General features: G+C 63.8%; 19 protein-coding genes and 2 pseudogenes. 12 read left to right on the top strand and 9 right to left on the bottom strand.

The features are described 5' to 3' along the window. Positions 1–110: 110 nt before the first annotated feature. The gene (cysK, locus tag BQ8794_RS09095) at positions 111–1091 is read left to right on the top strand and encodes a cysteine synthase A (protein ID WP_023803671.1); all 981 of its coding nucleotides are present in this window, start codon (positions 111–113) and stop codon (positions 1089–1091) included. Between the two features lie 312 nt (positions 1092–1403). On the opposite strand, the gene BQ8794_RS09085 is transcribed toward cysK, so the two are convergent. Further along, entirely contained in the window at positions 1404–2654 is a 1251-nt protein-coding gene (locus BQ8794_RS09085) for an RNA polymerase sigma factor (RefSeq protein ID WP_077375888.1), read from the bottom strand. Beyond that, the gene (locus tag BQ8794_RS09080) at positions 2654–3007 is read right to left on the bottom strand and encodes a YciI family protein (protein ID WP_077375885.1); all 354 of its coding nucleotides are present in this window, start codon (positions 3005–3007) and stop codon (positions 2654–2656) included. The genes BQ8794_RS09085 and BQ8794_RS09080 overlap by 1 nt, the downstream gene beginning before the upstream one ends. A gap of 240 nt (positions 3008–3247) precedes the next feature. On the opposite strand from BQ8794_RS09080, the gene BQ8794_RS09075 reads away from it, so the two are divergent. The 3 genes and pseudogenes from BQ8794_RS09075 to BQ8794_RS09065 all read left to right on the top strand — a co-directional run bounded on the left by BQ8794_RS09075 (position 3248) and on the right by BQ8794_RS09065 (position 6778). Further along, positions 3248–4207: a TAXI family TRAP transporter solute-binding subunit gene (locus BQ8794_RS09075; protein WP_077375882.1), complete on the top strand. Its 960-nt coding sequence runs from the start codon at positions 3248–3250 to the stop codon at positions 4205–4207. 173 nt (positions 4208–4380) lie between these two features. Further along, positions 4381–6419: pseudogene (locus tag BQ8794_RS09070) on the top strand (TRAP transporter permease). Beyond that, positions 6416–6778 carry a DUF1850 domain-containing protein gene (locus tag BQ8794_RS09065; RefSeq protein ID WP_077375879.1) on the top strand — a complete coding sequence of 121 codons (363 nt, stop codon included), beginning with the start codon at positions 6416–6418 and terminating at the stop codon, positions 6776–6778. The pseudogene BQ8794_RS09070 and the gene BQ8794_RS09065 overlap by 4 nt, the downstream one beginning before the upstream one ends. Positions 6779–7146: 368 nt before the next feature. On the opposite strand, the gene BQ8794_RS09055 is transcribed toward BQ8794_RS09065, so the two are convergent. Continuing rightward, positions 7147–7293, bottom strand: a complete 147-nt coding sequence (locus BQ8794_RS09055) for a hypothetical protein (protein ID WP_077375873.1) — start codon at positions 7291–7293, stop codon at positions 7147–7149. Between the two features lie 402 nt (positions 7294–7695). Here BQ8794_RS09055 and BQ8794_RS09050 point away from each other — a divergent pair, with 402 nt between their 5' ends. Both BQ8794_RS09050 and ligD read left to right on the top strand, forming a co-directional pair. After that, positions 7696–8202 carry a YciE/YciF ferroxidase family protein gene (locus BQ8794_RS09050; RefSeq protein WP_027154740.1) on the top strand — a complete coding sequence of 169 codons (507 nt, stop codon included), beginning with the start codon at positions 7696–7698 and terminating at the stop codon, positions 8200–8202. Between the two features lie 41 nt (positions 8203–8243). Then, positions 8244–9303: pseudogene (gene ligD, locus BQ8794_RS09045) on the top strand (DNA ligase D); the annotation flags it as partial. Between the two features lie 8 nt (positions 9304–9311). Here the strand turns inward: ligD and BQ8794_RS09040 are convergent. After that, the gene (locus tag BQ8794_RS09040) at positions 9312–9986 is read right to left on the bottom strand and encodes an ArsR/SmtB family transcription factor (protein ID WP_077375870.1); all 675 of its coding nucleotides are present in this window, start codon (positions 9984–9986) and stop codon (positions 9312–9314) included. Positions 9987–10054: 68 nt separating this feature from the next. Between BQ8794_RS09040 and BQ8794_RS09035 the strand changes: the two genes are divergently transcribed. From BQ8794_RS09035 to BQ8794_RS09025, 3 genes are all read left to right on the top strand, one after another. After that, the gene (locus BQ8794_RS09035; RefSeq protein WP_077375867.1) at positions 10055–10282 is read left to right on the top strand and encodes a DUF1127 domain-containing protein; all 228 of its coding nucleotides are present in this window, start codon (positions 10055–10057) and stop codon (positions 10280–10282) included. Between the two features lie 99 nt (positions 10283–10381). Continuing rightward, complete coding sequence (locus tag BQ8794_RS09030; protein WP_077375864.1) at positions 10382–10714, top strand: NIPSNAP family protein; 333 nt, start codon at positions 10382–10384, stop codon at positions 10712–10714. Then, positions 10711–11055 (top strand): antibiotic biosynthesis monooxygenase family protein, encoded by a 345-nt coding sequence (locus tag BQ8794_RS09025; RefSeq protein WP_077375862.1) that lies wholly within the window; start codon positions 10711–10713, stop codon positions 11053–11055. The genes BQ8794_RS09030 and BQ8794_RS09025 overlap by 4 nt, the downstream gene beginning before the upstream one ends. A 167-nt stretch (positions 11056–11222) precedes the next feature. Here the strand turns inward: BQ8794_RS09025 and mbfA are convergent, their stop codons facing one another. After that, complete coding sequence (gene mbfA / locus BQ8794_RS09020; RefSeq protein WP_077375859.1) at positions 11223–12206, bottom strand: iron exporter MbfA; 984 nt, start codon at positions 12204–12206, stop codon at positions 11223–11225. Positions 12207–12381: 175 nt separating this feature from the next. Here mbfA and BQ8794_RS09015 point away from each other — a divergent pair, with 175 nt between their 5' ends. From BQ8794_RS09015 to BQ8794_RS09005, 3 genes are all read left to right on the top strand, one after another. Then, positions 12382–12705 carry a hypothetical protein gene (locus tag BQ8794_RS09015; RefSeq protein ID WP_077375857.1) on the top strand — a complete coding sequence of 108 codons (324 nt, stop codon included), beginning with the start codon at positions 12382–12384 and terminating at the stop codon, positions 12703–12705. A 126-nt stretch (positions 12706–12831) separates the two neighbouring features. Beyond that, positions 12832–13779 (top strand): threonine ammonia-lyase, encoded by a 948-nt coding sequence (locus BQ8794_RS09010; protein ID WP_077376067.1) that lies wholly within the window; start codon positions 12832–12834, stop codon positions 13777–13779. A 91-nt stretch (positions 13780–13870) separates the two neighbouring features. Continuing rightward, positions 13871–14524, top strand: coding sequence for a glutathione S-transferase family protein (locus tag BQ8794_RS09005; protein ID WP_077375854.1), 654 nt, complete (start codon positions 13871–13873; stop codon positions 14522–14524). A gap of 70 nt (positions 14525–14594) precedes the next feature. Here BQ8794_RS09005 and BQ8794_RS09000 read toward each other — a convergent pair whose 3' ends face one another. From BQ8794_RS09000 to BQ8794_RS08985, 4 genes are read right to left on the bottom strand one after another with little or no spacing between them, the layout of a single operon-like run. Then, entirely contained in the window at positions 14595–15731 is a 1137-nt protein-coding gene (locus BQ8794_RS09000; protein WP_077376064.1) for an ABC transporter permease, read from the bottom strand. Positions 15732–15739: 8 nt separating this feature from the next. Continuing rightward, positions 15740–16660 (bottom strand): ABC transporter ATP-binding protein, encoded by a 921-nt coding sequence (locus BQ8794_RS08995; RefSeq protein ID WP_077375851.1) that lies wholly within the window; start codon positions 16658–16660, stop codon positions 15740–15742. Continuing rightward, a complete protein-coding gene (locus tag BQ8794_RS08990) occupies positions 16657–17610 on the bottom strand; it encodes an HlyD family secretion protein (RefSeq protein WP_077375849.1) in 954 nt (317 codons plus the stop codon). The genes BQ8794_RS08995 and BQ8794_RS08990 overlap by 4 nt, the downstream gene beginning before the upstream one ends. Further along, entirely contained in the window at positions 17607–18320 is a 714-nt protein-coding gene (locus BQ8794_RS08985) for a CerR family C-terminal domain-containing protein (RefSeq protein WP_077375845.1), read from the bottom strand. Before BQ8794_RS08985 ends, BQ8794_RS08990 begins: the two co-directional genes overlap by 4 nt. Between the last annotated feature and the right edge of the window lie 85 nt (positions 18321–18405).

The following is an 18405-nucleotide window of genomic DNA, read 5'->3' as shown; positions in this document are numbered from 1 at the left end:
CGGATATTTTCAAACGGCAGACTAGCTTGCGCGGCCGAAGGCTTTATCCTGCCTGGTCGAGACTTAGTTGCCTGACTCACTTAATTGCCTGACCCTTGGGAGCGAAACCAATGAACAAGCCCGCCACCACCGTGCCTGTGCCCGGCCGCGGCCGCATCTACAATTCGATCACCGAGACGATCGGTGACACGCCGCTGGTGCGGCTCGACAAGTTCGCCGGGGAAAAGGGCGTCGTCGCCAATCTGCTGGCCAAGCTCGAATTCTTCAACCCGATCGGCTCGGTCAAGGATCGCATCGGCGTCTCGATGATCGAGGCGCTGGAGGCATCGGGCAGGATTGCGCCTGGCAGGACCACGCTGATCGAGCCGACCTCGGGCAACACCGGCATCGCGCTCGCCTTCGCCGCCGCCGCCAAGGGATACAAGCTGATCCTGACCATGCCGGAAACCATGTCGGTCGAACGCCGCAAGATGCTGGCGCTGCTCGGCGCCGAACTGGTGCTGACCGAAGGGCCGAAAGGCATGAAAGGCGCCATCGCCAAGGCCGACGAGTTGGCCGCGACGCTGCCCGACGCCATCATTCCGCAGCAGTTCGAAAATCCCGCCAATCCGGAAATTCACCGTCGCACCACGGCCGAGGAAATCTGGAACGACACTCATGGCGAAGTCGACATCTTCGTCGCCGGCATCGGCACCGGCGGCACCATCACCGGCGTCGGCCAGGTGCTGAAGCAGCGCAAGCCCTCCGTGCATGTCGTCGCCGTCGAGCCGGAAGCCTCGCCGGTGCTGTCGGGCGGCCAGCCCGGCCCGCACAAGATCCAGGGCATCGGCGCCGGCTTCGCGCCGAAGATCCTCGACACGACCATTTATGACGAGATCGTCAAGGTCTCCAACGAGGATTCGGTCGCCAATGCGCGGCTCGTCGCCCGCCTCGAAGGCGTGCCGGTCGGCATCTCGTCGGGCGCTGCCCTGCAGGCGGCGATCGTCGTCGGCTCGCGGCCGGAGAACGAGGGCAAGAACCTGGTGGTCGTTATTCCCTCCTTCGCCGAACGCTATCTGTCGACGATCCTGTTCGAAGGGCTGGGGGCTTAGGGCACATTGGTATTTGTGCCGGCCTGCGGTTGCGGTTTCCTGCCGCTTCCGTAGCGCCCGCTAATTGTCGAAGCCGGCGCCGCCCCTCACCTGCCTGCCGGCATCCTCTCCCCGTAAACGGGGCGAGGGGGGCGCTCTCATTGACGGGTTCGCCAATCGCCAGCGTTGCAGAAAAAAGCGCCGACACCGCGACCAGCCTCTTTCTCCCCGTTTACGGGGAGAAATGCCCGGCAGGGCAATGAGGGGCGGCGCCAGCGCTCGGCCTTAGATCCCAAACATCGGATCATGTCTGACCCCGGCCTTTCCCGGACCTCATTCTTCGGCTGCGAGCCCAGCCCGTCGTGCCTGCAGGAACCGGCGCACGGCCGGGTCGCGTTCGAGGCCGATCGCCCGGTCATAGGCCTCAGTAGCCTCCCGAGTTTTGCCGAGCCTGGCCAGAAGGCCCGCGCGGGCGGCCCAATAAGGCTGATAAACATGCAGCCGTTTGTCGTCGGCAAGCTCATCAAGTGCACTCAATCCCGCCGCGGCGCCGTCGGCCTCGGCAATGGTCACCGCGCGGTTGATCGAGACCACAGGCGAGCCGGCAATCACCGACAGCGCATCATAGAGCTGTTTGATCGCGGCCCAGTCGGTCCGCCCCGTCAGCCGCCTTGTCGTATGGGCGGATTGCACGGCTGCCTCGAGTTGATAGCGGCCGACGACGCCCTTGGCCGCGGCGTGCTTCAGCAATGCCTCCGCTTCGTCAATCAAGGCACCGTCCCACAGCCCAAGCTCCTGCTCGGCTAAAGGCACATAGTCTCCGGCGACGTTGCGCCGCGCCGCACGCCGCGCCTCTGCAAACAGCATCAGCGCCAGCAGGCCAAGCGCTTCCGGCTCATCCGGCATCAGCGAGGCTACCAGCCGGCCGAGCCAGATGCCTTCGGTCGCGAGATTGCGGCGCCGGGTTTCGGTGCCGGCGGGGTCGGACCAGCCTTCGGCGAACGCGGCGTAGATCGCTTCCAGCACCGCATCCAGCCGCTCGCCAAGCTCTGCCCGCTCCGGCACCCGGAACGGAATGCCGGTCTCGCGGATGCGGCTTTTGGCGCGCACCAGCCGCTGGCCCATCGTTGCCGGCGACACCAGGAAGGCCGAGGCGATCGTCGCTGCGTCGAAGCCCAGAATGGTCTGCAGGATCAGCGGCGCGCGCACGCCGGCTTCGATCGCCGGATGGGCGCACGCAAACATCAGCCGCAGCCGCCAGTCGGGCAGGTCTTCATAGGCCATATGTGCCTCGATCTCCTCGGCGATCAGCCTGAGATGGTCGCGGCTCGCCTCGCTGGTCAGCCGCCGCCGGATCGCATCGACGCGGCGTCGGCGCGCCACCGCCAGCAGCCAGGCTTCCGGCTTCTGCGGCACGCCGGTTTGCGGCCAGCGCTCCAGCGCCGCCGCAAAGGCGTCGGCCAGCGCGTCCTCGGCGCCGGCCACGTCGCGCATGCGCGCCGCGAGATAGGCGATCAGCTTGCCGTAGCTTTGCCGGGCGGCCGCTTCCGCCGCCGCCCGCGCGATCTCCGGGTCATTCGTCATCACATGGTTTGTTCCCAGATCGGCCGCACCTCGACCGTGCCGGTGCTGGCAGCTGGGCATCGCGCCGCCCAGGCAATAGCCGCGTCGGCGTCCTCCGCCTCGATCATGTAGAAACCGGCGAGCTGCTCCTTGGTATCGGCATAGGGACCGTCGAGCACGTTGGTCTTGCCGTTGGCCATCCGCACCGAGGTCGCGGCTTGGGTCGGCTTCAGCCGGTCGCCGGCCAACCAGGAGCCGGACTTCTTCAACGCCTCGGTATAGGCGCCATAGGCTGCGCTGATCTCGTAGGTCTTCTCCGTCGGCGCAGCCGCCATCGAGGCTTCGTTCACGTAGATCAAAAGCATGTATCGCATGGTCTTCTCCTATTTTCGAAGGCCGCGTCGTTGCCGGCCGCACCAATGTCGCGCATCGTTGCCCGATTTCGACAGGCGCTGCGAAAATCTTTTCGGCCCGGGTGGCATCTCTTGCAAGCCTGCATATCCAGCGGCATCAACCGTTGGTCTAATCGGCGCAATTGCGGGTTGGCATTTCCTGTCCGCTGTCTAAACTCGCCTCGGGTCGCGCGGTGGCAGATATTTCAGGGAGGAGATCACATGCACAATTTCAGGACGAAATTTATTGCCGCCGGCGCGCTGGCGCTTTCGCTGGGCCTTGGCGCGGTGTCGGCCAAGGCGCAGGAATTTATCAACGTGCTGACCGGCGGCACCTCGGGCGTCTATTATCCGCTTGGCGTCGCACTGTCGGAAATCTACGGCAAGGGCATTGAGGGCGCCCGCACCCAGGTGCAGGCGACGAAGGCCTCGGTCGAGAACCTCAACCTGTTGCAGCAGGGCAAGGGCGAGATCGCCTTCGCGCTCGGTGATGCCGTCAAACTGGCCGCCGAGGGCAACACCGAAGCCGGCTTCCCGGGCAAGCTCGACAAGCTGCGCGGCGTCGCCGCCATCTATCCCAACTATATCCAGATCGTTGCCAGCAAGGAGTCCGGCATCAAGACGCTTGCCGACCTCAAGGGCAAGAGCCTGTCGGTCGGCGCGCCGGCCTCCGGCACCGAGCTCAACGCCCGCGCCATCTTCGCCGCCGCCGGGCTGAAATACGAGGATCTCGGACGGGTCGAGTATCTGCCCTTCGCCGAATCGGTCGAACTGATCAAGAACCGCCAGCTCGACGCCACGCTGCAATCGGCCGGCCTCGGCGTCGCCTCGATCCGCGACCTCGCCACTTCGGTGCCGATCAACGTCGTCGCCGTACCGGCGCAGGACGTCGCCAAGATCGGCTCGCCCTATCTTTCGGTGACCATTCCCAAGGGCACCTATGAGGGCCAGACCGAGGACGTTGCGACCGCCGCCGTCGGCAATTTCCTCATCACCCACGCCGAAGTCTCCGACGAGACCGGCTATCAGATGACCAAGCTGCTGTTCGAAAGTCTCGACCAGCTCACTGCTGCCCACGCCGCCGCCAAGGCGATCGACATGACCAAGGCGCTCGACGGCATGCCGGTGCCGCTGCATCCCGGCGCCGAGCGGTATTACAAGGAAAAGGGATTGGTGAAATAGGGCCGCTTCCCTCCCCTTGAGGGGAGGGTGGACAGCCGCCGAAGGCGGATGGACGGATGGGGTCGTTGCGGCAGTGCGCGGCCTGAACCGATCCCACCGCCTCGCTTCGCTCGGCACCTCCCCTCAAGGGGGAGGGATTGCGCCCAGGATTGCGCCCCGCCAGGAACCCGCCAATGACCGACGCCCATCCCGAAACGCCGACCGTTCTTTCCCCCACCGCCGAAGCCCCGCTCGAAGGCCTGCCGCCGGGTTTCGGCGACGGCATCGCCGGCAAAGCCGCGTTTCTCATCGCCATCGCCTTCTCCATCTTCCAGATCTACATCGCCGCCTATGGCAGCCTGCCAAGCCAGGTGGTGCGCGCCATGCATGTCGGCTTCTTGCTGCTGCTCGGCTTCGGCCTGATCGCCAACCTGCGCGCCACAAGCACACCGGCCAAAGCAGCATTCTGGACGCTCGGTCTGCTCGGCTTTGCCACCGGCCTCTACAATTGGGTGTTCTATGCCGATCTCATCCGGCGCTCCGGCTTCCTCACCACGCCGGACCTGATCGTCGGCACGGTGCTGGTCGTGCTGGTCTTCGAGGCCGCGCGGCGGCTGATGGGGCTACCGCTTGCCCTGATCGCCTTGATCTTTCTCGCCTACGTTTTCTTCGGCAATCACCTGCCGCCGCCCTTCATCCATCGCGGCTATGATTTCGCACAGCTCATCGACACCTTCGCCTTTGGCACCGAAGGCATCTACGGCACGCCGGTCTACGTCTCGGCCGCCTATATCTTCATCTTCGTCGTCTTCGCCGCCTTTCTCGAACGCGCCGGCATGATCGCATTGTTCAACGATTTCGCGCTTGGCCTGGTCGGCACGTGGCGCGGCGGCCCGGCCCAGGTCTGCGTTCTGTCGTCGGCGCTGATGGGCACCATTTCCGGCTCCGGCGTCGCCAATGTGGTGGCCAGCGGCCAGTTCACCATTCCGCTGATGAAGCGCTTCGGCTTCCGTTCGGCTTTCGCCGGCGGGGTCGAGGCGACCTCTTCGATGGGCGGCCAGATCATGCCGCCGGTGATGGGCGCGGTCGCCTTCATCATGGCCGAGACGCTGAACATCCCCTATGCCGAGGTGGTCAAGGCAGCGATCATCCCGGCGCTGCTCTATTTCGGCGCCTGCTTCTGGCAAGTGTACCTGGAAGCCGGCAAGGCCGGCCTGCAGGGCATGGCCAAGGCGGACCTGCCCAATCCGTGGCATGCGGTGAGAAGATCTTCGCCGGCACCATGGGGCTGGCGCTGACAATCGTGCTCATCCTCGGCACGCCGCTGGCGGCTTTGATCGGGCCGCTTGCCTTCCGCATCGTCTTCTGGCTGGCGCTGGGGCTTGCTGCCGCCTCCTTCATGAGGTTCGGCGTCGACATCCTGAGTTTTGTCATCGCTGGGCTCGTCGTCGCCTGCGTCACCTTCAGGGGCGGACGCGAGACGCTGCAGATATGCATAGATTCGCTTGCCGAGGGAGCAAAGAACGCGTTGCCGGTCGGCATCGCCTGCGCCATCGTCGGCGTCGTCATCGGCACCTTGACGCTCACCGGCATCGCCTCCACCTTCATCGGCTGGATCATCTCCATCGGCGAGAACAATCTGTTCCTGTCGCTGGTGCTGACGATGCTCACCTGCCTGATACTCGGCATGGGCATCCCGACGATCCCCAACTACATCATCACCTCGTCGCTGGCCGGACCGGCACTGCTGTCACTCGACGTGCCGCTGCTGGTCAGCCACATGTTCGTTTTCTATTTCGGCATCATGGCCGATCTCACCCCGCCGGTGGCGCTGGCCGCCTTCGCCGCTGCGCCGATGGCCAAGGAGAGCGGTCTCAAGATCGGCATCCAGGCCACCAAGCTTGCCGTCGCCGGCTTCGTCGTGCCGTTCATGGCGGTCTATACCCCGGCGCTGATGCTGCAGGACGCCGGTCCGATCGCCGCCCAGTTCGGTTATCCCGTCGAGGTCGCCTATGTCGTTGTCAAGGCATGCATGGGCATTGCCCTGTGGGGCGCGGCCGCTGTCGGGTTCCTGGCCCGCCGCATGGCCTGGTGGGAACGTCTCGTCGCCTTCGCCGCCGGCGTGTTGCTGGTTGCCGCACTGCCTGTCACCGACGAAGCCGGCTGGGCGCTATCTGTCGCCTGGATCGGCTGGCACTGCTGGCGTGCGCGGCAGGCCACCGGCACCGCATGAGCCTCTGTATCCTCGCCGCCGGCAAGACGGTGACGCTCACGGTGGCCGCCTTCACGCTCGCCTGGACGCATTCGGTGGAAAAGACGAATTGGCAGGAGGACTGGAAGGTGACGCCTTCCGGCTTAGAGATCGCCGAGGCACGGATCAAGGGCTCGGGCGCCGGCATGGAACCGCCGGAAGGCTCGGTGCTGCGGGACGGTTGGTGGGTCTATAAACCCAAGATGGCGCCGCAGCGGCGCCTTGTGCTCGCGGCCTCTGGCGCGACGGTTGAAGGCTGGACGCTGTGCACGGTTCAGGGCTGCCGCGAACTGGGCAAGGCGGCAGGCGACACGACCGTGCTGGAGCCGTGCGAAGGTTAGAGCCAGCCGCGGTAGCGGACGCGCGGCAAGCGGGTGCGGGACCTCATCCTCCAGGGCTTTGTCGAGTGCCGGGCACAGCCGCATAAGCGGGCAAGCCGACGTTCTTCCTTGTGGAAGAACGCTTTGAAAAACAGAATGTCGGAAGCCGAACTGATTGCCCGGGCGACCAACGCGGTTGCGAGCACGGCAAAGATCAGGCGAACGAAAAACACACTGGTGAAGTCTCAAAGCCCCGGAAACTCAGACCCTTGGCGGTGTCGCACGCCGCCTGTCGCCCAGCTCAGGACGCTCCGTGCGATAGGTGGTCGCACGGTGATCAGCGGCCGGCCTGCATATCCGGCTGTCGTGACGGCTTTCCATGGTCGTCATCAGTGCGTGCTGATGCCGAGCGTGTGGCCGCGGCGTGCGCAAGCGGGACCTGGGCCGCGCATGTAATAGCGCTCAGGCCGATAGGTCGGTGCGACGAATTCGCGGATGGCGGCAGCGTAGCCGATGAGGTGCGTCAAGAAGTTCATTTTCCCTGTCCCTGTCCCGATTTCGGATGTCCCTTCCGAATTGCGTGGGATCATAGCGTCGAGGCGTGAATACTCGATGAACACGATGTTAATCTTTGGTCAAAAAGGCCTTGGTTCGTGGCTGGAATGCGGCTGATTCGGGGTCTTTCCATGCAGTTCGTCGGCATTCCGGCTAGTGTGACTTTTGCATCACATATGTTTCGTTTGGATGTCGCTCCGACGCGCTTGTGTTTCAACTTTGGCCGGTGCCGCGAAATTTCCGTGCTTGCTCGGGCAAAGCCAGGAACCCGTCCGATAGAAGCACGTTGACGCTGAGAGCCGGAACAACCCCGGCCCAGCGGCTTCCGAGCGGAACCGCCGCCGGAACCCCCAACACAGCAAGAACAATGGAAAGGCAAAGCCATGGGTTTCTTTTCGAAAGACATCAAGACGCTGGACGACCTCTTCGTCCACACGCTGCGCGACATCTATTACGCTGAAAAACAGATCGAGAAGTCGCTGCCGAAGATGATCGACAAGGCGACCGATCCGCAGCTGAAAGCCGGCCTGGAGAAGCACCTCGGCCAGACCAAAGGTCATATCGAGCGGGTCGAGAAGGTGTTCGAGCTGCATGGCGTGAAGGCCAAGACGGTCAACTGTCCGGCCATCGACGGCATTCTCGAGGAAGCCGATGAAGTCAGCGGCGACATCGATGACAAGGACGTTCTCGACGCCGCCCTGATCGCATCCGCGCAGGCGGTCGAGCACTACGAGATAACCCGTTACGGCACGTTGATCGCCTGGGCCAAGCAGCTTGGCCGCACCGACTGCGCCAATGTCCTGGCCAACAACATCAAGGAAGAGCAGGCGACCGACCGCAAGCTCACCGAGATTGCGGAAGCCAAGGTCAACCTTCAGGCCGCCGAGTAGGCTCGATCGAGGCAACGCCGGACAACCGGCTTTGCCTCACTTTCCGTAGCTGGACGTCGACCGTATGATGCGCCACGCTCGTTCGAGGGATTGCGCGAGGACAAACCGGCGGAGGAAGTCGTGCAGGAAAAGCCGAAAGCACCCGCAGGCAGGGCCGACAGCAAGGCAAAGTCTGCCGGGGGCAAGGCAGAGCCTGCCGGGGGTAAGGGCGAGATACCCGCCGCTGTCAAATCCAGGGGGGCGGCAGACACCGTCATAAAACTTTCTCATCCGGACAAGCTTCTGTGGCCGCAGGAGAAGGTATCGAAGCAGGGCCTGCTCGATCATTACGCTTTGGTCTGGCCGCGCATGCACCAATTTGTCGTCAATCGGCCGCTCAGCCTGGTGCGCGCGCCGGACGGCGTCGGTGGCCAACGCTTTTTTCAGAAGCATGCCTCCGCCGGCATGCACGAAAAAATCGCCAGGATGAAGGATCCGGCCGACGGCGAGGAGATCCTGTTCATCCGCGATTTCGACGGTGTCGCTGCCTTGGTCCAGCTCGGCGTGGTCGAGATCCATATCTGGGGCTGCACCATCGACGAACTGGAAAAGCCGGACCAGATCATCTTCGATCTCGATCCCGACGAAGGCGTCGACGTGAAAGCGGTGCGCGCGGCGGCGCTTGAAATTCACGGCCGGCTCGATGCGCTGTCGTTGCCGAATTTCGTCAAGACCTCGGGCGGCAAGGGCTACCATGTCGTCGTGCCGCTGAAACCGTCGGCGGATTGGGATGAGGTGAAGGACTTCGCCCATGAGTTCGCCCGTGCCCTCGAGCAGGCCGCCCCTGATCGGTATACTGCGACGCTGTCGAAGAAGGCGCGTACCGGCAAGATCTTCGTCGACTATCTGCGCAATGGCCGCGGCTCGACCACGGTGGCGCCCTATTCGTCGCGCGCCAAGAAAGGCGCTACGGTATCGATGCCGGCGACCTGGGCGGAAATTGAAGCGTGGTTGGCGCCGAACGCATTTCCGATCGGCGACAAGACGACGCTAAAACAGTTGGCGAAAGCCGATCCCTGGGTGGATTTTTTCAAGCAGGGCAAGCCGCTCAAGCGAGGCTGATAAATTTCTCAGCCGAGAAACACCTTCTCGAATGCCTGCTTGCCCATCGGCGAAAAGATCACCGCGCGGCTGTCTTTCTCGCGCCGCGCCCATTTTTCCAAAAGGATCTTGTCGAGGATGGCAGCGCCCAGCGTGCCGGCCAGATGCGAGCGCCGCACGCTCCAGTCGAGGCAAGCCCGGCACACCGGCCGCCGCGCCTTGCTGACGACATCGATGCCGATCGCGGCAAAATGCGAGGCGGCTGACGGCCCAAGCCGGATCTCCTTGTCGTCGCGCAGGAGCACTTGTCGAGCGACAAGACGGTCGAGCATCGCCACGGCCTGCTCGCCGGCGAGGTGGTCGTAGCAGACCCGCGCCACGCGCATGGCCGCATCACGCGGACCCGGCCGCACCCGCTGCGGCCCGACCGCAGCGGCGACGCCGGTGATCGCCTCGATCATGCCAGCGACCTGCGGACCGGCGAGCCCGTAGTAGCGATGCCGCCCCTGGCTTGCCAGCGTTAGCAGCCCGCCCTCCATCAGTTTCGACAGATGCGAGCTGGCGGTCGGCAGCGACACGCCGGCCTCGAGCGCCAGTTCGCTCGCTGTCAGCGCCGTGCCACCCATTAGTGCGGTCAGCATGTTTGCCCGCGCCGGATCGCCGACCAGGCTGGCGATGCGGGCTATATCTGGTCCTTCACGCATAGTTCGTCCTTCATCGAAGCATTGACGTCAGATAACCACTATCCTGCGCTGAGATCAAGGAGACGACGATGACCGCAAGAACCGTTCCCCATACCGTGCTTGTCAGCCGCCTCGGCTGTCGGCCGTCTCCGTTCATGATCTTGCGCCGGGTGCATCTGCGGCTGCTGGCGCGGTGGTACGATCGCCATCTGCAACGCCTCGACCTCGCCGAGATTGACGAGCATCTTTTGCGCGACCTCGGCCTGACGCCACAAGACGTTCGCCGCGAATGCGCAAAATCCTTCTGGCAAGCGTGATCAGCATGGAAAATTGCCTAGCACATAGAACCACAGAACGTTTCGACACCGCTCGAACTATCGGCGCAAGAATGCATCCACCTGTACAGGAGACAAAAGATGACCATCACCTGCTTCATCCGCTACGAGATCGACCCGTTCGGCACGGCGGCGTTCGAGGAGTATGCCCGCAACTGGGGTCAGGCGATCCCGCGCTGCGGCGCCGATCTGATCGGCTATTTCGCGCCGCATGAGGGCTCGGCCACGACAGCCTATGCCGCCTACAACATCGACAGCCTGGCAGCTTACGAAGCCTACCGTATCAGGCTCGCCGCCGACCCGGCCGGCAAGGCCAATTACGAGTTCGCCCGGCGTGAAAAATTCATCCTGAAAGAGGATCGGACTTTTCTGAAACTCGCATCCGGGCCGCACGCCCCTCTGGTGAAACTGTGATCGCCGTCATCTTCGAGGTCGAGCCGGCAGTGGGCAAGCGCGACGCCTATCTCGGCCTCGCCGCCGACCTGCGTCCGCTGCTCGAAGGCATCGACGGCTTCCTGTCGATCGAGCGCTTCCAGAGCCTTGTCGACCCGAACCGCATCCTGTCGCTGTCTTTCTGGCGTGACGAGGAAGCGGTGAAAGCCTGGCGCAACACGGAGGAACATAGGCAGGCGCAGAAGGCCGGCCGTGGTGGCATCTTTGCCGACTACCGTCTGCGCATCGCCCATGTCGTGCGCGACTATGGCCTGACCGAACGGGCCGAGGCGCCTGAGGACAGCCGCGCGGCGAACGGGTGAGTGGGGCGGCTCTTCCTTCTCCCCTTGTGGGAGAAGGTGTCGCCGAAGGCGACGGATGAGGGGTGTTCCAGCTTGGAACCTACCGCACTCCGTCCAGCACCCCGGAACCGTCTTGGCGCTGCGCCGATCCACCTTCTCCCACAAGAAGGGGAGAAGGGAAGATCGAGCTAGGCATTCCCGATCAGCACTCCAGCCGCAAACACCAGCGCGCCGCCCAGCACCACCTGGAAGGTGGCGCGCCAGAACGGCGTCTGCATATAACGGTTCTGCACAAAGGCGATCGCCCACAGTTCGAAGAACACCACCACGATCGCGAGAATTGTCGCGGTCCAGAAATACGGAATGAGGTAGGGCAAGGCGTGACCGAGGCCACCCAGCGCCGTCATCACGCCTGTGGTGATGCCGCGTTTCACCGGCGAGCCGCGGCCCGACAGCTTGCCGTCGTCGGAGGCGACCTCGGTGAAGCCCATCGAGATGCCAGCGCCGATCGAGGCGGCAAGCCCGACCAGGAAGGTCTGGAACGTGTCGTGCGTGGCGAACGCGGCGGCGAAGATCGGCGCCAGCGTCGACACCGATCCGTCCATCAGCCCGGCCAGTCCCGGCTGCACATAGGTCAGGATGAACTGGCGCTGCTCGGCTGCTGCTTCCTCGGCCTTCGCCGCGCCCGGCACATGCTTTTGCTCCAGCCGCTGCGCCAGCGTCTCGTGGCCCTGCTCGGCCACCGCCAGATTATCGAGCAGCTTTCGCGTCGAGGCGTCGCTGGTGCGTTTCGCCGCTTCGACGTAGAACAGGTAGGCCCGACGCTCCATCGACTCGGCCTGTTGGCGCACATGTTCGATGCCGAGCGGCCGGACCAGCCAGTCGGGCTTGCGCTCGTAATAACCCTTCACATGCTCGCGCCGGATGAGCGGAATGCGCTCGCCAAAACGCTCGCGGTGAAGCTCGATCAGCGAGTCGCGATGGCCGTCCTCCTCCTCCGCCATTTCCTCGAACACTTTGGCCGAATGCGGAAACCTGTCCGCCAGCCCGTCGGCATAGGCGCGGTAGATACGCCCGTCATCCTCTTCGGAAGAGATGGCGAGCGCCAGGATCTCTTGCTCCGAGAGCGACTCGAAGGGACGGCGACCAAAACCGAAAACACGGGAAAGCATGAGAAATCCGCCCTAGTTTAGAATAGTTCTAAACTATGGTTTGGCGCACCGTTGGTCAATCGCGCTCGTAGCCAGAGGTTCAAATTTATGGCTGCGGGAATCCTCCGCCAGCGCCCTTCATTATTGGCGAATGTTCACCTATATAGTGGGCTAAGCCAAGAGAAAGGAAATCCGGATGCCGGCAAAACAGCCCACCCATGCATTTGACCCGAAACCCGTTCTCGACCTGATCGCTAGCATCGAGGCCGATCTGCAGCGCCTGAAAGGCCTGGTCGAACAGCAGATCGAGAAATTCGACCCGGCCAATCCGCACAACAAGGCCCCCGACGGCAAGCTGACCGAGGAGGGCGTCGAATGCTGCTACCGCCTGTTCGACGAGGGCAAGTCGCGCTATTCGGTTGCCCAGCAGATGAAGATCTCCTTTGCCGCCGCCACCCATCGCTTCAACACCTGGCGCAAGATGGGCGGCGCCAAACGGCAACGGACGCTTTTGGGGTGAGGAGCGGTCGGCGAAGCGCGCCACTCTCTGCTCTCAATCCACGAATTGTCTCGGTCACATTTTTCCAGTGGTGCGCGGCCTGGTTTTCCGTGCACCATGGGCGGTCTCATTCTGCAGGACCTCACCATGACCACCCCTCCCGGCATCGCCGATATCCACCGCGCGGCAACGCGATTGTCCGGCCTGATCGTCGAAACGCCGTTGATCGAATCGCCGGAGCTGAACAAGCGTTTCGGCGCCAGGATCCTGTTCAAGCCGGAGACGCTGCAGCGTACCGGCTCGTTCAAGTTCCGCGGCGCCTACAACAAACTGTCGTCGCTCAGCGATGAGCAGCGCAGCCGCGGCGTCGTCGCCTTCTCGTCGGGCAACCATGCGCAAGGCGTCGCCGCGTCGGCGGCGATGTTCGGCGTCAAGGCAATGAAGGTCGGCAATGTCAGGAAAATGGGCGCCGAAGTGGTTCCGTTCGACCGGTTTCTCGACGATCGCATGGCGGTGGTTCGCCGGTACATGGAACAGGGCATGGTCCTGGTGCCGCCATTCGACGACCCGGCCATCATCGCCGGCCAGGGAACGATCGGCCTCGAACTGATGGCGCAGGCGAAAGCGCTCGGGGTGAGCCTCGACGCGGTCGTCATCCCCTGCGGCGGCGGCGGCCTGAGCAGCGGCATCTCCATTGCCATCAAGGACGCCTCGCCGGGCACCGCCGTCTGGGCGGTGGAGCCCGAGCATTTCGACGACACCTGTCGTTCACTGGCCAGAGGTGTTCGGGTTTCGATCGAACCCGGCCACACTTCGATCTGCGACGCGCTCCTCACCGCCGAGCCGGGCGCGATCACCTTCGAGATCAACCGCAGGAATCTCGCCGGCGGCATTGCCGTGTCTGACAGAGCGGCGGCACAGGCGATGCGCGACGCCATGGCCCATCTCAAGCTGGTGGTCGAGCCCGGCGGCTGCGTCGGGCTGGCCGCGCTGTCATCGGGCGAGATCGAGCTATCAGGCAAGTGCGTCGCCGTGGTGCTGTCCGGCGGCAATGTCGATTTCGGCACCTATGCTGAGATCATGGCGGCGGCGTAGATGGCGACCCCGTTCCGGGCCGATTCAAGATCAAAGTGTCAAAGCGCCCCGCGCGCCCAGTCGAACCGGTGCCATTCAAAGGTGACACGGAATGAAACTGCTCTTCAGCCGCAATCCCAATCCTCGCCTCGCGGTCGCCGTGGCACGTTATCTCGAGGCAAAGGTCGAGTTTGAGTTCGCATCGCCCTTCGCTCCCGGGCAGGCTGAGCGATATCGCCCGCTAAATCCCAATCTTTCATTGCCGATACTGGTAGGCTCGGGAAACAGCCTCTGGGAGGCTGACGCCATAGCCTGCCGGCTTTCACGCGACGCGCATTCGGATCTCTGGCGCACCGGCGACGACGAACCCGAGATGATCCGATGGCTCAGTTGGGGCAAAGAGAACTTCGCAAGAGCTTGCGACGTCGTGCATTTCGAACGCGGGACCAAGCAGCGCTATGGGATTGGCCCGATCGATCAGCACCGGGTTGAGGAGGGGCTGAGAGACTTTCGCACGGCCGCTGCAACACTTGAGGCCGCGCTTTCCGAGCGAGACTGGCTGGTCGAAAACTCGGTTTCCTATGCCGATTTTCGAATGGCGACGTTTCTGCCATTCAACGATGTCGCCAGATTGCCGCTTGACGATTATCCTTCGGTCAGTCGCTGGTATCGCCAGTTTGAAGAGATCGACGCCTGGCGCGATCCCTTCAAAGGACTGGATGCGCCTGAGTTGCCGCCGGTCCCGGATCAGGCCAGACCCGCATAAAATCTCGATCCGAATGTCATGCATCCAAGGGGACATCTCGGCCATTTGCGTATGCTGCTTGAGCTGGATCCTAATCCAGCGTCCGGCGGAACCGCACCAGCGCCACGCCGGCAAACAGCGCCACGAACACGACCAGCCAGCCGATTTCGGCTGCGACCGCCGGCAGGTCGGCGCCCTTCAGCATCACCGCGCGGATGATGCGCAGGAAATGCGTCAGCGGCAGGATCTCGCCGAAGATCTGCGCCCAGCCAGGCATGCCGCGATAGGGGAACATGAAACCCGACAACAGGATCGACGGCAGGAAGAAGAAGAAGGTGAGTTGCAGTGCCTGCATCTGCGTGCGCGCCATCGTCGAGATGGTGTAGCCGAGCAGCACCAGCGCCAGCACGAAGACCAGAACCGCTGCAAGCAGCAGCGACAACGACCCGGTGAAGGGAACTCCAAACAGCAGCTTGGCCGCCGCCAGCACCACCGCCACTTGCACGGCGCCGACCACCAGATAGGGCAGCACCTTGCCCAGCATGATTTCGAGCGGGCTGGACGGCATCGCCAGAAGGTTTTCCATCGTGCCGCGCTCGGTCTCGCGCGTCAGCGCGATCGAGGTCATCATCACCATCGTCATCTGCAGGATGACGCCGAGCAGGCCGGGCACGATGTTGTATTGCGAGATGCCTTCCGGATTGTAGCGTCGGTGCACAACGACTTCGAGCTGGCCTCGAGCAGCTTCGGCGGCCGTCTCCTGCATGCCGCGCGCCCTGAGCAGCGCCTGGTTGGCGACGGTGCCGAGCGTCGAAATGGCGCCGCTGGCGACTGCCGGGTCGGTCGCGTCGGCCTCGATCAGGATTTGCGGCTGGTCGCCGCGCTCGACTCGCCGGGCAAAGTCGGCGGGAATGGTGACGACGAAGGCGACGTCGCCACGCGCCATCAGGAATTCCGCCTCGGCGGCATTTTGCGCGACATGGTCGAAGCGGTAGTAGCCGGTGGTCTGCAGTGCCGAAACCATGGCTCGCGTATAGGGATCGCTGCTCATCGCCACCAAGGCTGCCGGCAGGCTCTTCGGATCGTTGTTGATGGCATAGCCAAACAGCACCAGCTGCATCAGCGGCACGCCCAGCATCATGGCGAAGGTGATGCGGTCGCGCCGCATCTGGATGAACTCCTTGATCAGCAACGCACCGAGCCTGGCGAAGGAAAAGACGCTGTTTATCCCGTTTTTCATCCCATATTGTCCTTCGAGCCGGACATGAACTGGATGAACACATCCTCCAGGCTGGTCTCGCCCGGCGTCACCGTGACGCCCTTGTGGTCTTTCTCGACATCGGCGAGGGCTGCCTGAAGCGCCGCCTTGTCGGAACCGACGACATGCAGCGTCGCACCAAACGGCGCCACCTGGTCGACACCGGACCGGCCGCTGAGTGCGGCAGCGACCTGGTCGAGGCGCGGACCCTGCACGACGAAGGTCGTCAGCCCGGCATTCCTGACCACCTCGTCGACCGTGCCGGTGGCCAGCATCCTGCCGTAGGAGATGTAGCCTATGCGGTGGCAGCGCTCGGCCTCGTCCATGTAATGCGTGGAAACCAGCACGGTCAGCCCACCGCTAACCAGCCGATGGATTTCGTCCCAGAATTCACGCCGCGCCTTCGGATCGACGCCCGCCGTCGGCTCGTCGAGCAGCAGCAATCTGGGCTTGTGCATGATGCAGGCGGCCAGTGCCAGCCGCTGCTTCCAGCCACCGGACAGCGTGCCGGCCAACTGGTCCTTGCGCGAGGTGAGGCCAAGATCCTCCAGCGTCTTAGCCACATGCTCGTTGAGCGGCTTCAGCCCATAGAGCCGCGCTACGAATTCCAGATTTTCGGCGATGGTCAAATCCTCGTAGAACGAGAATTTCTGCGTCATATAGCCGACTTCGCGCTTGATCCTCAGACTGTCGGTGCGGATGTCGAAGCCGAGCACCGTGCCTTCGCCCTCATCCGGCGTCAGCAGGCCGCACATGATGCGGATGGTCGTCGTCTTGCCCGAGCCGTTGGGGCCGAGGAAGCCGACGATCTCGCCCTCGGCCACCGTCATCGTCACATGGTCGACGACGGTCTTGTCACCAAAACGCTTGACCAGGCCGTGGACGTCGATGACGTTCATTTGCCGATATCCGCCAGTTCGACATCGACGATCTGCCCCGGTTGCAGCGCGCCGGCGTCGCCCTCCGGCCGCGCTTCGACCAGATAGACCAGCTTCTGCCGGGTCTCGAGCGAGTAGATCACCGGCGGCGTGAATTCCGGGTCCGGCGACACATAGCTGACGCGAGCCTTCACGTCCGGCCCGCAGCCGTCGCAATGGACGTTGAGCAGCGTGCCGACTTCCACCGACGAGAACGCGCTTTCCGGCACATAGACGCTGAGCTTCACCGCGCCGTCCGGCAGAATTGAAATGACCGGCGCGGTCGGCCCGGCGGTGTCGCCGGGATAGCGGATCACATCGTTGATGCGGCCGGGCGAAGGCGCCGCCAGCACACGCTTCGACAGCCGCCACCGCGCTTGCTCCAGCGCCGATTGCGCCTGCCTGACCTGATTGTCGGCGGCTTTGATCGTCTCGGGCCGCGCCGGCAGGCCGCCGACAGCGAGATTGGCTTCCGCCTGGCCGAGCTGCGCGTTGGCAATTTCCAGCGACGCGGAAGCCGTATCATAATCGGCCTGGGTGCCGGTGCCGCGTTTGAACAAATCGCTGGCGCGGGTGTATCTGCGTTTGGCGTCGGCGGCTTGCGCCTTGGCCATGTCGACCTGCGCCTTGAGCACCTCAATCTCTTCCGGCCGCTTGCCGACCTGCAGGTCGGCAAGTTGCGCCTGGGCCTGGGCAAGGGCCGCCTCGGCTTGCGCGACCGCTATTTTTGCGTCGGCGCTCTCCAGCGTCACCACCGGCGTGCCCGGCGCGACGCGATCGCCGCGCTTGACCGAAATCGTCTCGACCTGCGCCACCTCGATCGGCGCGAGCAGCACATAGTCGCCCTCGACATAGCCGACGGCGAGCGGCGCCGCCGGTGCGCAGGCGCTGAAAAGCAGGGCGGCGAGCGGCACAGAACAGAGGAAACTCATGACCTACGATCCTTCCGGTCGGATAAATGACGCCGAGCCAAAATCGCGCTGAGATTGTCCGTCACTGCCGCCGCGATCTTGGTGGCCTCGGCGTCGCCGATCGCGCGCCAGCCCATGCGGCGCATCACCGCCTCGCGGCCGATGCGGAAATAGACGACCTGGCCGATCAGCGTGAACACGGTGAGTCGGGTAGCCTCGCTTTCGGCCGGCTCGCCCGTTGCCTGTTCCCAGATCAGGCAGAGCCGGCGATGCGTCGGCTCGAACACACCGTCATAGATGCGGTCGAGTGCCGCCGTCGGATGCGACAGCTCACGCAGGACGAACTGCACGATCTCGCCGGCCTCCGGCCTTGCCACGATGAAAGCCACCATCCGCTCCAGCGCTGTGAACAGTTGTGCCCGCGCCGCTTCGGGGTCGTCCTTTTCTGAATCGCTTGGCCCCTGCGGATTGCCGATCGCCTGGCCGGCAATGGTCTGGATGGTGTCGACGATAAAGTCGGCCGCAGCGTTACGAAGCCCTTCCTTGCCGCCGAAATGATAGGCGATCGAGCCGATATTGGCCCTGGCCTCAGCCGCGATCTCGCGCGTCGAGGTGCCGTCGAAACCCTGGCGTCCGAACAGCTTCAGCGCTGCGCGAACAAGTGCCGCGCGCGTCATCTCGGCGGGGGATGCCTCGCCTCGCTGAATTTTGGCGTTTGTCGGTTTGCTCATGGTCCGCAATTTAATCAATCGAATGATTAAAGTCAAGCCATGCCGATCTCCACCTGCCGATCTCCACCTTGCCATCTCCAGCCGC

This window comes from Mesorhizobium prunaredense (genome assembly GCF_900156895.1).
Lineage (GTDB): Bacteria > Pseudomonadota > Alphaproteobacteria > Rhizobiales > Rhizobiaceae > Mesorhizobium > Mesorhizobium prunaredense.
This window is presented reverse-complemented; position numbering and strand designations above follow the sequence as displayed.